This is a genomic window from Streptomyces atratus (genome assembly GCF_040655115.1).
Lineage (GTDB): Bacteria > Actinomycetota > Actinomycetes > Streptomycetales > Streptomycetaceae > Streptomyces > Streptomyces atratus_D.
On record NZ_JBFAJH010000090.1, the window covers coordinates 1 to 15,869 of the forward strand.

Annotated in this window: 17 protein-coding genes and 1 pseudogene; 4 read left to right on the forward strand and 14 right to left on the reverse strand. The window is 67.9% G+C overall.

Going from position 1 to position 15,869, the window contains the following annotated elements:
* Positions 1-514: 514 nt before the first annotated feature.
* Positions 515-769 carry a hypothetical protein gene (locus AB0I23_RS39805; protein WP_359117882.1) on the reverse strand — a complete coding sequence of 85 codons (255 nt, stop codon included), beginning with the start codon at positions 767-769 and terminating at the stop codon, positions 515-517.
* Positions 770-872: 103 nt separating this feature from the next.
* On the opposite strand from AB0I23_RS39805, the gene AB0I23_RS39810 reads away from it, so the two are divergent.
* Positions 873-1,979 (forward strand): hypothetical protein, encoded by a 1,107-nt coding sequence (locus tag AB0I23_RS39810; RefSeq protein WP_359117885.1) that lies wholly within the window; start codon positions 873-875, stop codon positions 1,977-1,979.
* Positions 1,980-2,153: 174 nt separating this feature from the next.
* Here AB0I23_RS39810 and AB0I23_RS39815 read toward each other — a convergent pair whose 3' ends face one another.
* Positions 2,154-2,336 (reverse strand): hypothetical protein, encoded by a 183-nt coding sequence (locus AB0I23_RS39815; protein WP_359117888.1) that lies wholly within the window; start codon positions 2,334-2,336, stop codon positions 2,154-2,156.
* A gap of 1,191 nt (positions 2,337-3,527) precedes the next feature.
* Between AB0I23_RS39815 and AB0I23_RS39820 the strand changes: the two genes are divergently transcribed.
* Entirely contained in the window at positions 3,528-4,766 is a 1,239-nt protein-coding gene (locus AB0I23_RS39820) for a protein kinase domain-containing protein (protein WP_359117922.1), read from the forward strand.
* 135 nt (positions 4,767-4,901) lie between these two features.
* On the opposite strand, the gene AB0I23_RS39825 is transcribed toward AB0I23_RS39820, so the two are convergent.
* The 7 genes from AB0I23_RS39825 to AB0I23_RS39855 form a co-directional block, all read right to left on the reverse strand.
* Complete coding sequence (locus AB0I23_RS39825) at positions 4,902-6,065, reverse strand: hypothetical protein (protein ID WP_359117891.1); 1,164 nt, start codon at positions 6,063-6,065, stop codon at positions 4,902-4,904.
* Positions 6,062-6,436, reverse strand: a complete 375-nt coding sequence (locus AB0I23_RS39830) for a helicase-related protein (RefSeq protein WP_359117893.1) — start codon at positions 6,434-6,436, stop codon at positions 6,062-6,064. Before AB0I23_RS39830 ends, AB0I23_RS39825 begins: the two co-directional genes overlap by 4 nt.
* A 73-nt stretch (positions 6,437-6,509) precedes the next feature.
* Positions 6,510-8,945, reverse strand: coding sequence for a DEAD/DEAH box helicase (locus AB0I23_RS39835; protein WP_359117896.1), 2,436 nt, complete (start codon positions 8,943-8,945; stop codon positions 6,510-6,512).
* Positions 8,946-9,156: 211 nt separating this feature from the next.
* Positions 9,157-10,410, reverse strand: a complete 1,254-nt coding sequence (locus AB0I23_RS39840) for an RNA polymerase sigma factor (protein ID WP_359117899.1) — start codon at positions 10,408-10,410, stop codon at positions 9,157-9,159.
* Positions 10,407-10,769, reverse strand: a complete 363-nt coding sequence (locus AB0I23_RS39845) for a YciI family protein (protein ID WP_327248768.1) — start codon at positions 10,767-10,769, stop codon at positions 10,407-10,409. Before AB0I23_RS39845 ends, AB0I23_RS39840 begins: the two co-directional genes overlap by 4 nt.
* Before the next feature lie 331 nt (positions 10,770-11,100).
* Positions 11,101-11,478 (reverse strand): fic family toxin-antitoxin system, toxin component, encoded by a 378-nt coding sequence (locus tag AB0I23_RS39850; protein WP_331755501.1) that lies wholly within the window; start codon positions 11,476-11,478, stop codon positions 11,101-11,103.
* Positions 11,478-11,717 (reverse strand): hypothetical protein, encoded by a 240-nt coding sequence (locus tag AB0I23_RS39855; protein ID WP_359117902.1) that lies wholly within the window; start codon positions 11,715-11,717, stop codon positions 11,478-11,480. Before AB0I23_RS39855 ends, AB0I23_RS39850 begins: the two co-directional genes overlap by 1 nt.
* Positions 11,718-11,933: 216 nt before the next feature.
* Between AB0I23_RS39855 and tpg the strand changes: the two genes are divergently transcribed.
* On the forward strand, positions 11,934-12,488 hold the full coding sequence (gene tpg, locus AB0I23_RS39860; protein WP_359117904.1) for a telomere-protecting terminal protein Tpg: 555 nt from the start codon (positions 11,934-11,936) through the stop codon (positions 12,486-12,488).
* Positions 12,489-12,589: 101 nt separating this feature from the next.
* On the opposite strand, the gene AB0I23_RS39865 is transcribed toward tpg, so the two are convergent.
* On the reverse strand, positions 12,590-13,363 hold the full coding sequence (locus tag AB0I23_RS39865; protein ID WP_359117907.1) for a hypothetical protein: 774 nt from the start codon (positions 13,361-13,363) through the stop codon (positions 12,590-12,592).
* 169 nt (positions 13,364-13,532) lie between these two features.
* Positions 13,533-13,724, reverse strand: a complete 192-nt coding sequence (locus tag AB0I23_RS39870) for a hypothetical protein (RefSeq protein ID WP_359117910.1) — start codon at positions 13,722-13,724, stop codon at positions 13,533-13,535.
* A 79-nt stretch (positions 13,725-13,803) separates the two neighbouring features.
* Between AB0I23_RS39870 and AB0I23_RS41900 the strand changes: the two are divergent.
* Positions 13,804-14,866 (forward strand): annotated as a pseudogene (locus AB0I23_RS41900) (IS630 family transposase).
* A 24-nt stretch (positions 14,867-14,890) separates the two neighbouring features.
* Here AB0I23_RS41900 and AB0I23_RS39885 read toward each other — a convergent pair.
* The 3 genes from AB0I23_RS39885 to AB0I23_RS39895 form a co-directional block, all read right to left on the reverse strand.
* Positions 14,891-15,142 carry an SUKH-4 family immunity protein gene (locus tag AB0I23_RS39885; protein ID WP_359117923.1) on the reverse strand — a complete coding sequence of 84 codons (252 nt, stop codon included), beginning with the start codon at positions 15,140-15,142 and terminating at the stop codon, positions 14,891-14,893.
* Positions 15,143-15,400, reverse strand: coding sequence for a hypothetical protein (locus AB0I23_RS39890; protein WP_359117917.1), 258 nt, complete (start codon positions 15,398-15,400; stop codon positions 15,143-15,145).
* Positions 15,401-15,483: 83 nt separating this feature from the next.
* The coding region (locus AB0I23_RS39895; protein WP_359117920.1) for a hypothetical protein at positions 15,484-15,869 on the reverse strand (386 nt) is incomplete at its 5' end.

A 15,869-nucleotide genomic window follows, 5' to 3' on the forward strand; every position in this document is an offset into this window, starting at 1 on the left:
AAGGAGAAGTACGCCGTCGGGCTGGTGGTGCCGCCGGGCGGATACTACTACGCGGAGGCCCGCGGAGCGGGTAGTACATCGCTGCGCGATGTACGAGCGAAAAACGCCTCGCTTCGCTCCGGCGTTTCCGAAGGGACCGGAGCGCTTCGCTTATCCGGTCAATCCCTCTGCTTCGTACAGGGATTGGTGGTAGGTCAGCAGGCGTGCTGCGCTTGCCTGCTGGGAGCCTTCGCTGCGCTTGCCTGCTGGGAGCCTTCGCTTCGCTTCGGCTCCTGGGGTGTGTCCGCTGCGCTCCCCCACCCTGGTCCTTCCGGCTACGCCTCCAGGACATGGACCCGCAAAGCGGGTCCGGCTGGCTACAGGGACGGCTGCTGGGTGGGGTGCTTCCTTATGGCGAAACTTTCTGGGGATCCGGATTTGGGGCTCGCGCCTCTGTTGGCATATCAACTCGTTAGCCGGGGCGGCTGTTGAGCTGCCGTCAGCCAGGGTGTGGCTCTGTGTGTGGTGTCGCTGTTCATCCTCTGGGGATGTACCAGGGCACGAGGCGCAGGAGGAGGTCGAGGGTGTTGCGGGCGGAGGTGCGGATGTCGGATGTGGGGGCAAATGCTGCGCCGAGTGCGATGACGGCGGTGACGGTCGCGAGGAGGGCAGTGATGGTGAGGAGGAGTCGCCATGGTGGGTCGGCGGGGATGGTGGCGGCGGCGAGGAGGGTGGCGAGGGTGAGGGTGGCTGCGCGAGCTCGGTAGCGGGTGCGGTGGTCTGGGGTCATGGCTGTCCTTGCTGTGGTGTCCGGGCTTTCGCCGGGTGTAGCACCAGTGAGCCATAGGTGATTTTCTGCAGAAAATGGCACCTCTCGGGGTTCTCATGGTGGGGTGACACGAGGAGCTCCGAGCCAGGCCGATCAGTACGTCATCGATGAACTCGCCTCCCGGGGAGTGGTGGTGACGGCGTCGCAGCTGGAGAGCTGGCGGCGTGCCGGACTGCTGCCCCGTCATGGGCGCCGCGGACTCGGGCGCGGCCGGGGCTCAGTGGTCGCGATGGTGGATCCCTTGGTGATCGAGACCGCGGCGGCTCTGGTCCGGCACACCCGGCAAGGCCGTGACCGGCGGTGTGCTGTGTTGGGCTGGTTCGCCGAAGCGGGCAAGCCGCAGTTGCCGGGCGCGGTACCAGTGCCCGAGCCGCCAGCCGCCGCCGTGCATGAAGCCGTCGTGTGGGCTGTTGCCCGCTCCCCCGTGCAACAGATCCTCGATCTCGCCCGCGCCTCTGGGAGCGGGGGTGAGGAGACCGGGGACGCCTTCTACGCCGCGGCCGGTGAGCTGCTGCGCGCGCACCCTCACCACGTGTCCGCTCATCCCGGTGTAGTGCGTGCCGCGCTGATGGCCGGCCAGGACGTGCCGGAAGGGCCTTCGGGTGAGGGGATCGTGCATCTGCTCGCCGCAGTCGGCATGGGGCCGGACGAAGTCGGCGCGGACGCCATGGCTCACGCCTTCGCCGCGACCGGCATGTTCGGACTGCCCGCGCACGAGTGGGCCCAGATGCTCAGCGCTGCGGAGCAAACCGAAGGGCCCGCTGTCGACTGGAGTCTGCTCGACCGGGCATTCGACCCGCTGGCCCAGGCGCAGCGGGCGGTCTATCAGGACCTGCTGGATGCCCGCACTGTCCTGACGGGGCTGCGCGGTTTCGGGGCCATGTACTTCATGCACGCTCTGTTCATGCCGGACACCGCGGGCCTCACGGCGCTGCGGGAGCGCATCGACGCGAGCGGGATGGGCGTGGCCCTGATCGGGATGCTCAACCTGTCCGCCTCACCAGCAGTCTTTGCCTGGGACCTGACGGTCTGTCTCGACCGGGCCTGGCACGAGCTCCACGACGCGCTGTTCGACCCGGGCCTCTTCGACCTCTCCGGCCAGGAGTCGGGCGCCACCCACTTCATGGATACCTGGATCCGGGCCGTCAGGGAACAGATCCCGCCTCGATGACCAGGAGCGTCCGTGCTCCGTCCCCCTCTTTGTGTGGCTGGGGTGCGCGAAGAACTGCATGCCCGTCACCCGAACGGGTGACAGCGCGTGAGGGTGCAAGAGGCGTGGTCTTCGTGGTGAGGCGGGCGTACCGGGGGCTGCCTTCAACTGGCTCCAGAGAAAGCCCAATCAGTATCAAGAAGCAGCACTCGCCGCCGGCCTGGCCAGCCAGGCGGGCAGCCAGCGACCGGCCGGGTAGGTAGCGACCCGGCCGGTGAGTGGGCGCCCCAGTGGGTGGGTGGGCCGGCGAAAGAAGGCTGTGCCGGAGCGCACCACCCCGTTCGCCCCGGCGAGGTATTCCGTAACAGTGCTGGTCACGGCCCCTGTCGTGCAGTGTCTTGCGTGCTCGCGGACCAATCGAACCTAATTCGTCTACTAATCCGTGCTGTCTTTGACGGACTTTTCAGCCCGATAATCTGCGGGAAGATCGTGATTGTTCGCGGGCAAATCTCGTAATTAGCAAACAACTGCAATACGATGCGAGTCTTCGGACATAATGCCACGGGGCGGCTGGTGAATTACGCGACAACATTCCGAAGCACATTCCGCCTGTAATTTGGCGTGCTATATTGGCTACAACGTCCGCACATGGATGTGGACCCCACCCGTTTGCCAGTCCAGTTGGGGTCCACGTGAAAAGACCAGCGCTGACGGGAGGGGGTCCACCTGCCCGGGTGGACCCCCTCTATCTACGGGATTATCGGGTCAGCTCACGTGCCAGGCGAATGAGCTGGTAGAGCGCGTATGCGCTCAACCCCACTCTTCGCAAGACACGTTCGCCTGCTTCCGAGAGCCGCAGTGTCCGCGCCAGCCGGATGAGCCACGAAGGGCGATCACCGGTTGGCGTGGTTGGCATGGTCAAATCACCCCCCTTCAAAGCTAGTTGCTGTTGCTTCACTGAGGGCATTCAGAACATTACACGAATGGGACGCGTCTCCGGTCACTGTCCGGATTACTCGGAGAACCCTTTGATGGGGAGTCACGGCACGCGCGTACACGAGCCCGCGCAGATCACCCATAGGGGCCAGAGGAGAAAGGCTCCGACTCTCTGCAGGAAACCGGAGAATGGAGTCGTGCTCTCCATCCCGCCGAACGCCCACGACTGCGGGCTGCTGCAGGGGCGCGTTCTCTGTGGCGGTCTCGAGGATCTCGGCCTGACTGGGCCGGGGAAGTGGGACGCAGCGGCGGTGGGCGGTCCTGGTGCACGGAACTGCTCCAGCCGCTGTTCGTACTGGTACGCAATGCACTGCAGTTCGGACTTCGCATGATGCCAGCCCCGGATGGTTCGCTGGGGGGTACGGCCTCGGCACCGAGGTCAGCGACACGCGGCAGGCCGGTGGTGGGCGCGTCTCCACAGGCGGCCGCCACGAACTCCAGCGTCTTCGGGCAGAGCGCCGACCCGGCATCACCGTCCAATACCTGAGCGTGCAGGCTCCGGGCTGCTCTACATTGCCTGTCATGTCTGCAACTCCCCCTCGCACATGGGGTTCTTGGCGCCATCTGCGTCCTATGAAGGGCGTCAGCCACGTTCATGTCGTCCGGAATGTCGATGACGGCGTCGTCGGGGTGCTGAAGTCTCCCCGAACTAACGGTGGGAAGGTCACCCACACCACACGGCAGCGCTTCCAAGAAGAGGTGCGGCGGATGGAGGAGCTGACCCGTGTGGGAGTGGCGGGCATCGTGCCGGTCCTCGACGCCGATCCGAAGGACCCGCCGCAGTGGTTCGTGATGCCGCAGGTACGGAACCTGCGCGCCGTGCTCAGCCCGGGCGGTCGGAAGGCTGAGCTGCGGGATGTGGTGGAGGCGATCCGCGTGATTGCGGACACGCTGGCTCCGCTCGCCGACCGGGGCATCTCCCACCGGGACATCAAGCCCGACAATCTCTTGCACCACCAGGGCCGGCCGCTGGTCGCGGACTTCGGGATCGCCGGCTGGCCCCAACGGCCGAGGGTGACTGCCGTCAACTCCACTATGGGACCGGTGTACTTCCTGGCTCCGGAGATGCGCTCCTACGACCCGGTGAATCCCGGCTTCGCCGCCGATGTGTGGTCACTGGCCAAGACCCTGTTCGTGCTCGCCAAGGGACTGGAGTTCCCGCCCGAGGGCACCCACTACGTGCAAGGCCCCCCGTATTCGCTGTGGGCCGAGGGAGCGGAGGCGGCGATGGATCTCGCGCCGGTCATGGAGGCGGCGACTGACCACGAGCCGCGCGATCGGCTGACGATGGCCGACTTCCGTGACGAGCTCTCGGCCTGGCTGGAGCTCCACCCCGGCCCAGTTACGCCCGCCTTCCCTGCCTTGCGGCGGGGCTTTCGCGCCCTGGACGCGGCCACCGTCGATCTGCGCCGCCACGAAGAGGAGTTGCGCAGACTGTTGCCACCCCTAATGCGTCGCCTGGCCAAGAAGCAGCATGACGATGCGGATCAGTGGCTCAGGCCTGCCCTGGGGGAACGGCATACAGAAGGTGTACGCCTGATCGACGGGCATGGCTACCCCGACGATCCGGAGTACGACATGGGCGTGGACGGCATGTGCTTGATGAGTACCGTGCCAGACGCCGCAGGGCGCCGCGTCGTGCTGGGCGGGTTCCTCATGGGCACCGTCACCACCCTGACCGCCGAAATCCAACAGGCAGACACGCTGTTGGGCAGTTGGACCGAACACGTCAATGTACTGCTGCCGAGCGCCCTCGTCGCGCTGCGCCGCATGAGCGAGCAGGCACAGGCCGCACTCTCCGCACTCGGATGAAGCGGCGGGACGGCGCAAGGCGGACCTTGGAAGCGGACGTAGTGCGCCAGCCACCGGCCCCTGCCCGAGTCTCGGTCCAGCGGAGGCCGCCGATGGCCGGGTGACGGTGCGAGGTTGGTGCCGATGGGTGCTGGGTCAGGTTTGGTCTTCTCGTACCGGGACGCCTGCCTGTGCGACCTTGTTCGGCTCGTCGTGGGACAGCATTCCGGCGGGGTCGATGAGGGGAACGATCACCGGGTAGAGGTCTTCTCCCGCGGGGGTGGAGTGGCCGTCGTGGCGCTTGGCCACGGCGAACCCTGCACCGGCGACGAGGTCGGCGAGCTGCAGGGAGGGATGGTCGCTTGACTTGCCGCGCAGCAGTTCGCCCAGGCGGACATCCCGGGAGACGTAGCGGAACTCCGGGTGTCCCAGACCGCGGGCTTCCTGGTCGATGTTGTCGAGTTGCTGGTCCGTCAGCGTGCGCTGGTCGTCGGTAAGGATGTTGACCCGGCCCACCTGCAGGGACCAGTTCCCCGTCACAGCAGCCACAGCGGGGATCAGAGGTTCCAGCGCGCCGGCGAGGGAGGCGTCCGGTCCGAACGCGTCATCGAGGAACTCGCGCCCTTCCTCCCGTGTCGTGCGCAGCAGTCCCAGAAGGCGGGTTACGTTGCGTCGGGACGAGCGGGCCCAAGCCTCTTCGATGACGTCGTAGAAGTCGTCGACGCTGACCTTCTGGTCGCGGTTCTTCTGCGAGGTGAAGGCGACCGTTGCGGTGAGCAGCCGGTCGAAGAGTGCTGGTCCGAGGGCCCGCGGGCCCTCGGTGAACAGGTCTCTGGCCATCTTGCGGGCGATGCCGGTGTTGCGGATGTCCAAGCCCTGCTTGTGTGTCTGCTCTTCGACGAAGAGGTCGATGAGCTTGCCGACGATGAAGTAGTGCTTGTCCAGGATGTATACCGAGGCCCGCTGCTCGAGGGGTCCGCCGGGACCGAGGAGTGCGGTGAGGGCCTTGCGGCGTTGTGTCTGGCCGTCGCGGGCGAAGGAGGTGCTGAACCTCAGCTCCGAGGCCTGTATGCGTGTGGTTTTGCGGAGGTTGTCGATCAGGTCGGCAGCGTCTTCGTCGCTGATGGCCACGGATCCGATGGTCATGTAGCGGCTGCGGTTGCCACCATGAAGTTGGTCGCCGTCCCATCCGGACTCGTCCAGGGCTATCCATCGCCCCGTCCGGTCGTCGTCGCGGGTAGGTTGAGGGCGGTTGCGGCGGCTGTACTGCTCGCCGAACAGGCCGGTGCCGACGTTCGGTTGCCGAGGGAGTGTGTTCACGGGCCCGAGCATGTGACGGCAGGTGGGCCCGGGGCAAGGGCCAGCGCGGTGGCGATCGCCCACACCGGTTCGTAGGCGGTGCCGAGGATGTTCTTCGGATCGGCACCGGGCGTGATGTAGACGGGGACGATGAGGCGGGCGATCTTGCCGGAGACGTCGATGCGCAGGGCACGGCCGAGGGCCTGGACGCAGCGGACGACACTGCGGGTGGGGTCGGCGAAGACGATCGCGTCGACGCTGGGGATGTCGATGCCTTCGGCGATCAGCCGGGCGTTCGCCATGATCGCGCACGGGGCGGCGGCGAAGCGGGTGAGGATGTCGGCGCGTTCCTGGTGGTCGGCACCGACACCACCGGGCCGAAGGCAGCCCACGAGCGGCGCAGCGGCGGGGCCAAGATCTTGGGCGTGGCGGCACAGCGTGGATCTTTTGCGTAGGAGGCCACCGTTACGCCAGGACGGCGGGCTCGGCGCTCTCCTCGGCCCAGTCCCCCTCGAAGAGGCTCGCGAGCAGGGTGTCGTGATTGGTGTTCAGCTGGCCGGCTCGTTTCTTCGTGCGGGCCTTAGCCAGCCACGGGCCGATCCTGACCGTCTCCCCGTCCACGGTGATCGTCTCGCGGGCGGTGGGGGCGCGGTGTTCGCGGTGGAGGAAGAGTTCGAGGAGCTGGACGGTCTGGGCGAAGGTACGGCGCGCACGGCGGGGCGAGGCGATCGGGTTCGTGGCGGGGGTGAGCCCGAGGGCGGTCAGGAGGTGGTGCTGGCCAGCGTCGAGCCTGTTCCACTGGGTGAGCTGGCGGGTGAGCCAACTGCCGATCTTCACGTCGCCCAGGACGGTGTCCGGATGCAGGGTGGTGGGGTCGTTGCCGGCTGCGAGGTGGGCGCGCACAAGGTGGTACTTGCGGTGCCAGTCCGCGCCATAGGGAACCTGCCAGTACGCGTCGATGACGGTGAGGTCGGCGGCCCGGATCTCGTCAAGGCGGTTATGGGTGGCGAGGGAGCGCTGTTCGGCGAGGAAGGCGCCGAGGGGGGTGGTGGAGGGAGCGGCCAGGTGACCGTGGGCGCGGTGGTAGTCGGCAGCAGCGGTGAGGCGGGCGCGCCAGGCGGCCTGGTGTTTGTCCCAGATCATGCCGAGGGCGTCGAGTTCGGCGGTGAAGTCGGGTTCGAGGCGGCCGGTGTGGTGGGCGTCGCGCATGGTGGTGATGAAGCGGCCGAGTTCGTAGCCGACGGTGTCGGTGTGGTCGGTGGGGACGTCGAGGTGACCGTGGGTGTCGTGGAAGGCCTGGGCTGCGGTGAGGCCTTCGCGGCGGGCGCGGGAGACGGGGCCACGGGGGTTGAAGGAGATGAGGTCCATGGCGCGGGCGATGCGTTCGGGGTGGACGGTGAAGTCGAAGTGCCACCGGTGAGCGATGATGCTGCTCGTCTCCCGGGGCAGTCGGTTGGCCTTGTTCGGCAACCGTTCCAGGATCCGGTGGTCGTGGCTGGCCAGGGCGGTGGCGATCGCCCACACCGGCTCGTACGCGGTGCCCAGGATGTCTTCGGGGTCGGCGCCGGGCGGGACGTAGACCGGCACGATCAAAAGGGCGGTCTTGCCGCTGACGTCGATGCGCAGCGCACGTCCCAGGCCCTGGACGCAGCGGATGATGCTGCCGGTGGGGTCGGCGAACACCACCGCGTCCACGCTTGGGATGTCGACGCCTTCGGCGATCACTTTCGCGTTCGCGAGGATCGCGCAGGAGGAGGCGGCGAAGTCGGCGAAGATCTTGGTGCGTTGGTCGGGAGTGTGGTCGCCGTCGACGAAGAACGTCTCGGGGTTCAGGCCGCGGAAGGCATCGGGGTCGGTGCGGCGCAGCAGGCGCAGGGTGTGGCCGAGCTCGCGGGTGAATCGCTTGGCGTCCTCGACGCGGTGGAAGAAGACCAGGACACGGCGCAGGTGGTGTGCGGCCATGGTCCGAAGGACGGCCAGGTGCAGGGCGGTGGAGCGCAGCGCGTCGTCGGTAGTGGCGGCGTCGTCGGTGGTGGTGCCGGGGGCAGGGACGTTGAGGGTGGTGCGCAGTTCGCTGTCGGTGATGGTGGGCACCACGATGCGGTAGTCGGCGGCCACTTTGTCGGCGATGGCCTGCGACAGGGGGCAGTCGAAGATCTTTTTGCCGTAAACGGCTTCGTTGTCCATGGAGTTGGCCGCTGCGTCGATGTCCGTGTCCGGGCGGCCGGTCCTGCGGCGAGAGCGCGGGCGGGTGCTCGCGGAGCCGGCGACGTCGGGTGCGGCGAAGCTGCGCGGGGTCGCGGTCATGTAGAGGCGGCGCTCGGCCCTGACCCGCTGCGCGTCGTTGACCGCGGCCCACTTCTTGTCCGGCCGGCCGGCGATGCGGTGCGCCTCGTCCAGGATCGCGAGTTCGAACGGGGGGACTGAAAGTCCGGTGTGCCGGGTTGCCGCCTCGATCTTGTCGAGGGAGTCGTAGGTGCAGATGACCGTGAGCGCGGGGAGCTGGTCCTTGCCCGGGCCCACGACGGACATGGCGGCGGCCAGGGCGGTGGCGTCGGTGGTCGAGCCGACCCGGTTCGCGTAGAGCCGGTCGTGGCCGGCGGTGTCCATGGACGAGACGATCACCATGTGCTCCAAGTGACCGTCCTGGCGCCACGCCAGAGCGGTCTGCGCGGCCAGGTCCAGCGTCGGGACCACGACCAGGACCAGGCGCAGACCCAGCAGGTCCACCAGACGGATCGCAACCAGGGTCTTGCCCGTGCCGGTCGCCGACACGAACAGGCCCCGGGTTCCCGGTCTGCGTAGGTGCCGGGCCGCCGCGTCCCGGCCCTCGACCTGATGCGGGCGCAGCACCCGCCGCGCGGGGCGTCGCTTCGGGGTGATCTCGACGGCCTTGACCATGACGCCCATCATCGCGCAACCACTGCGGTCTCCTGGACCGGTTACCGAACACGGGCGCAGCGGGCCGGGATCGGTCTGAGGGCCCCAGCCGCAGCGGTGTGACCGGGGAATGTCGCACAGTGTCGGCGTACACCTGAAAGTGCACAGGCGAGTACAGCCGAACGTGCACAGCGGTGGTGCCCGAGTTCCGTTGGTGGTGCGGCTTTGCCGGTCAGTTCTGCTCGGGGGCGAGGCGTGCCGCGCGGGTTGTGAGGTGGCGCCGTTCCGGTGTGCTGGTGGCGCGTCGGGCTGCCTCGCGATAGGCGTGGGCCGCTGCGTCGAGGTCGCCGAGCTGTTCCAGGAAGTGGGCGCGGGCGGCGAGCAGGCGGTGGTGGCGGGCCGTCCGTTTGTCGGATTCCAGTACCGCCAGCAGATCGAGCCCGGCAGCGGGTCCGTGCACCATGGCGACGGCTACCGCGCGGTTGAGGGTGACCATCGGGTTCGGTGCGAGGTGCTCCAGCAGGTCGTAGAGGGTGAGGATCTGCGGCCAGTCGGTGGCCTCGACGTGCTCGGCCTCGTCGTGGACGGCGGCGATGGCCGCCTGCAGCTGGTACGGGCCCACCTGTCCGCGGGGCAGGGTGCGGCTGATCAGGTCGAGGCCCTCCGCGACAAGCCGGCGGTTCCAACGGGTGCGGTCCTGCTCGGCCAGCGGCACCAGGTCGCCGTCGGGTCCGGTGCGGGCGGGGCGGCGCGCGTCGGTGAGCAGCATCAGGGCAAGCAGCCCGGCCGTTTCGGTGTGGTCGGGCAGCAGGCGGTGCAGCAGGCGGGTGAGCCGGATCGCCTCGGCCGACAGGGCCGGCGCGGTCAGGTCGGCGCCGTCGGTGGCGGTGTAGCCCTCGTTGAAGATCAGGTACAGCACGTGGAGCACCGCCTCCAGCCGTTCGGCCCGGTCGGCTGCCCTCGGCATGCACAGCGGGGTGGCGGAGGTCTTGACGGTTTGTTTGGCGCGGCTGATGCGCTGGGCCATGGTCGCCTCGGGGACGAGGAAGGCCGCGGCGATCTGGGCGGTGGTCAGGCCGCCGATCGCGCGCAGTGTCAGGGCGATCCGGCTGGGCTCGGACAGTGCCGGGTGGCAGCACAGGAATAGCAGCGCCAGGGAGTCGTCCCGGTCAGCGTCCGGTTCGGCGTCGGCGGCGCGGCTCAGCAGCTCGGCCTGCGGAGTGGCCAGGGCGATCCGGTCCTCGCGGCGCTGGCGCGCCTGCTCACTGCGGACCTGGTCGACCAGCCGGCGGGAAGCGACGGTGACCAGCCATCCCCGGGGATTGTCCGGAGTTCCCTCGGCGGGCCACTGGAGGGCGGCGGCCAGCAGCGCCTCCTGGACGGCGTCCTCGCATGTGTCGAAGACGCCGTACCGGCGGATGAGCGCGCCGAGGACCTGCGGCGCCAGTTCGCGCAGCAGGTCCTCGACGCCGGGCCTCTCGGTCACAGGTCCGTCGCGGCGTCGTGCAGCACCGGCCACAGCTCGACCGGCTCGATGTCCGCGAAGGGCATGTCGGCGGCGATCTCCTGCGCGCGCTCCAGGGACTCGCAGTCCAGCATGTAGAAGCTGGCGATGTACTCCTTGGTCTCCAGGTACGGCCCGTCGGTGACCGCCGGGACGCCGTCCTTTCGGCGCACCAGCTGCGCGTTGGCCGAGTCCGCCAGGCCGTAGGCGCCCAGCAGTTCACCGCTGTCGCGGTACTTCTTGTTGAACGCGTCCTGCTTGGCGATCGCCTCGGGCCAGGCATCGGCCGGGAAGGAGTCCCACTTGGCCTGGTTGCCGTAGATCATCGCAACGTACTTCATCAGGTGTCCCCTTGTGTCCCGCGCGCCCACTCGGCGCGCTTGCACCCCTCAGTCGGAGCCGGGCACAGGTCCTCGACATCCGGCACGAAACAATTCCTTCGGCTGTTCTTCCGAACCGTGGTGGCGGGCTGAACCGCCCGAACGGCACAAACGATCAACCTACCCGGCGCCCTCCGCCCAGGGACAGCCACCCGCACCGGTGCACGTTCGCGCGTACCCGACTGTGCAGATTGACCCGTACGCCGACACACAGAACAGGAGGGCGTTCAACGGCCCTGCATGAGCGATGCCGCTCCCGGTGCCCTGGAAGCGGCGCCGTGTCCTGCGAGCGTCAGGTGGTGGTGGGCCAGGTCCGCAGCAGCGCGGCAATCCTCGCGGCGGTGCAGGCGGAATCGAGGAGAAGGTCTTTGAGAGCGATCGCGTCGTCGCGGGTGGGCTTGACGGGGATACCGGCGGCTTCGAGATACATGACGCCGGTGGCAGCGGCCACGGCCATGTTGGAGCGCTCGAGCCAGCGGCACCGGCCGAGGTTGTCCACGAGTGCTGCGGCTTTGGCGTAGGGGCCGTCGTAGACGGGCTGCTCGAAGAGTTCGGCCCGGTGGCGGGCGACAGCGGCGACGGGGACGCCGTAGTCGTCGGGGGCGGGATCGTCCGCGCCGGCCACCTCGGCGACCTGCAGGATCCAGGGAACGTCGATGTGCAGTTCCATCACGCGGCGCGCACTCCCGAAGGCGCCTGCTGGGCATCCTCGGCCTCGTCGAAGACCGACTGGTGCTCGGACAGGAAACGCGCGGCAGCGTCCACCGCACGGGCGCGCAGGCCGCTCGCGTCGTCCTGCACAAGGCGGGCGAGGTAGTCCCCGATGCTCAGCCCGAGGTCGGCGGCGCGCTTCCTCGCAAGTTCCGCGACGTCCTCATTCACGCGTGCACCCAGCTGTGTCTTGGCCATACCCCACATGGTAACATCTGTTACCAGACTGTCCAGGCAACTACGGAAGCGCCGGCTTCGTCCTTCCATCCTGTCGACGCGGTCAGCTCTTGCCCGGTGGGCAGCCGACCGTGGGGCTACGCGCACAGTCGTAGGTTCACGCGCCCCGGGCATCAAGGGCGCGGCGGGCGGGTGCGGCCGGCAGCAGCAAGGGACTGTGGGGAGCGGGGACATCTGATGGGCGTCGTGGGCGAAAGTCTCGGTCATGCAGTAGCGGCCACGGCCACCCGGCCGATCCCGAAGACGGCGGGCGCGCAGGTGCGGTTCCTGGTGAAACGACTGAAGGGCACCCGGCCGGTGGCCGACCTGCTGGGGGTGTCCCAGCGCACCGTCGAGCGGTACGTCAAAGATCAGATCAAGACGCCGCGTGCCCAGCTCGCATCCCGGCTCGCCGACGAGGTCCGCACACGGTGGCAGCCGCGGGTGAAGGAGAACGCGAAGAAGAACGCGGCCATCTCCACCGGCATCGTCGTGGAAACGAGAGCGCGCTTCGGGTTCACCGCCGCGCCGGGCAGCACGGACGACGGACGCATCCGGCGCATCACCCAGCACCTCCCCGCCACCTACGCAGCCCGCCTCTTCGACGCACAGGCCGCCGGCGCCCCGGAGCAGCAGCTCCAGGCCGTCCTCGCCGAAGGACTCCAACAGGAATACTTCAAGGACCGCGGCCGCCGCGCCGACGGGCTCCTGGTCGAATTCACCGACATCGACTACGTAGAACTCAGCTTCTGAATGCCTCCGGCCTGGTGGCCGGATACACCCCATTGCGCTGAGCTTTTCAGTTGGCGGTCGAGCACTTCAGTTGGCGTGATCTGCCAGGCCTGACCCCGATCTCATGACTCCTTGAGCCCATGCTCGGCCGCCTGCTCGGGTGTGTAGAGGTAGAGGCTTTCGCGAAGCGCGTCAGCGAATGCCTCGAAGGCTTCCCCGTTCCGTGGCTGGACGGGTGGAGGGAAAGATAGGTCGCTGGAGCGACGGGGCCATATCCGGGCGACGGAAAGGTGGAACTCACGCGCGTGCTGGATGACGACGTCCACGGCCGGGAAATAGACGTAGATGCACAGATGCCCGATCTTCATGGGGCAGAAGAACCCGACCGGCTGAGGGGTGTCAGGAGTGGATACACCTGTGAGGTCGATCCTCACGGTGTGACTGGTGACGGTGGGGTTGCGTTCGGGGCAGGACCCCAGCCAGACGCGCGTTCCACCAGGAATCGCTCGGTGAGTACGCATTCTCCGGAGCTGATGGGACGGCAGGAGGGGCTCCTGCTGAACCTGGTCGGCCATCATCGCTGTCTTTGTGGCCCAGAGCGCGATCTGGCGTTGCTGCTGGAGGGAGATGAGATCAAGGTCCTGCCGGATGATCAGTGGTTCGAGGGCTTCCTTGGAGGATGTTTCAAGCTTCGACATCCAGCCGTTGTTGCAAGGGGCACACACCTTCTTGACCGTGAAGTCCAGGCCCAAGCTCTCTCTGGTCACCTCGTAGGCGCCCGCCCCATAGCGGGCCTGTTCAGTCTGCTGTCGCCCTGGCGGAAGATACTGGTTCAGCCACTGAGGGAAGACATGTTCTCTGGTGACGGGAGAACTACCGCAGAAGACGCAGGACATCAGCAGAGCGTAGCGAACGGGGTCCGGTGGGGCTCCGCACCGCCCAGGGCCGCTACACCACGGTGCCCACCCGGTCTGGCCTGAAGTGCTCAACCTGCCAACCGGGGTGCTCAGTCACACCCATGCCGGCGGCTCCCGCCTCGCGTCGCGGTGCGGCTCGTGGCGGCTGTCAGGCGTTGGTCTTGGAGACGGCGGCGCGGAATTCCTGCGTCATCAGGACGACTGAGCCGCGCTCTACGGGCGCCGGGCCCGGCTCTCCCCACACCTTGTGCAGCACGGCGCGCAGCCGGTCGTCCATCGCAGCGGCGACCACCGCCTTGTGCTCGTCGGGCACGTCACGTGTGTCCTGGACGGCGACCATGGTGCCGTACTGAACTTGATTGGGTGATGGCGGCGCCGTTCGCCTGACGGTGGCTGGTCCGGTCCGGTGTCCCTGGACCGTGAGGTACGCACAGGGCGGCGGCTTGACCGACGCCGGGAGGGCCGTGAGGGAGCGGGTCCGGTTGAGGCCGTGGAACGCTTCGAGGGCGGGCAGAAGAATCGGGAGATCGCTGCCGCGTTGCGGGTCAGCGAGCGGTCCGTGGAGCGGTGGCGGCGCCAGTGGCGGGAGCGCGGCGAGGCCGGGGTCCTGTCGAAGGGGTCGCCGGGACGGCCGAGGCTCAGTGACCCGCAGATCGCCAGACTGGCACGGGAGTTGGAGCGTGGGCCTCTGGTTCACGGTTGGGCGGACCAGCGGTGGACGCTGGCGCGGATCAAGACGCTGATCGGCCGCCTGTTCCACGTGAGCTACACGGTGGAGGGCACCTGGCGGCTGCTGAGGCGGCACGGCTGGTCTTGGCAGCATCCGGCCCGGCGGGCGATCGAACGCGACGACGCGGCGGTCGAGGTCTGGAAGAAGGAGACATGGCCGTTGGTAAGAGGACCGCGGCGGCGTACGGCGGCTGGATCGTCTTCGAGGACGAAGCCGGGCAGTCGTTGACGCCGCCGCGCGCGAGGAGCTGGGGACGCAGGGGCTGCACGCCGGTGGTCCGGGTGCGCGGTCGGGGCTCGGGCCGGGTGTCTATGGCCGGGCTGACCTGCTACAGGCCCGGGAAGCGGTCGCGGATGTTCTACTCGGTCCGGGAGTACCGGGGCCGCAAGGGCGAGCCGAAGGGGATCGGCTGGCGCGACCTGCGGGACCTGCTGGTCAGGGCGCACATCCAGCTCGGCGGCCCGATCGTGCTCGTGTGGGACAACCTGCGTATGCACCTGGTCGAGCCGATGCGCGAGTTCATCGCCGACCACGCCGACTGGCTCACCGTCTTCCAACTACCAAGTTACTCGCCTGACTTGAACCCGCAGGAGGGCATCTGGTCGCTGGTCAAGCGCGACATCGGCAACCTTGCCGCAGCCGACCTCGACCAGATCACCCGCGCCGTCAAGCGCAAGCTCAAGCAGATCCAGTATCGCCCGGACTTTGTCGACGGCTGCCTTGCCGGCACCGACCTGATCATGGACGGCTGACCCGAGGCCGAGTTCGCCGCTGGATCACGCATCCCAGTCCGCATAGTCCCCGATCACCACGTCGTCGCAGAACGTCTCCCAGAACCCGTTGTCCGCGAGAGCGGTCTCGTCGATGCCGGAGATGAGATCGCGAAGCTCTTCCGCTACCTCCTCGTACCTGCCCTCGTCGCCGTCCGCATAGAACGGGAAGCGCTCGATCACCGCAGCCACGCATCGGTTGAAGGAGCCAAGATCGCTGTTGACGTGACGGGCCCTCGCTGAATCGATCGTGGGGATCTACACCATGTGACGAGTGGCAACGTCGACGGCGATGCGTCCGAACAGGCCACTCGTCGCGATGGCGACCAGCCCCCGCTTGCCGATCTCCCCGAGGAACACCGGCTCGCTCAGCGGCCGGTACTCGTATCCGATCAACCCGGCCGGGATGCCGGTCTCACCGAGGTCGATAGCGATCTGGGCGGGCGCCTCGGGCGGAGCCTCGACGCGGATCAAGACGAACTCGGGCTTCGGCAACTGCGGCAGGGGCTGACTCACGGGGAGATCTTCTCCCGAAGGACCGCCCCGGCAACACCCGCAGGCCCGCGAGACGAGCGACTGTCGGGCGACTCTTCCCGACATCACCCAATCAAGTTCAGTAGCTCGTCGAGGTTGGGGAGATGGAGGCTGGGCAGTGCGTCGAAAAGGTCGGTCTGGGCAGCGCGAATGCTCGCGGGACGCTCAGCGCCGGCGCCAAGGGCGCGGCGGTCGGTCATGAGGATCATCGTACGGCGCCCCTGACCACTAACGATCTTCTTCCCTGCAGCACGGGATGGGACCAGAATCTCCGCCATGTCAGAAACCCTCTGGGTCGCCGTCGGTTCGATCGGCACCACCTTGGCCTTCGGCTGTGTCGTATGGCAGGGATACCTGGGGCCTCCCCCTTGACCGTGGACACCATCCGAGACTGGACCATGAGGATCCAGAGAAAGATGGTCACGCATGGTGATGAAGGTGTACTCCGCCG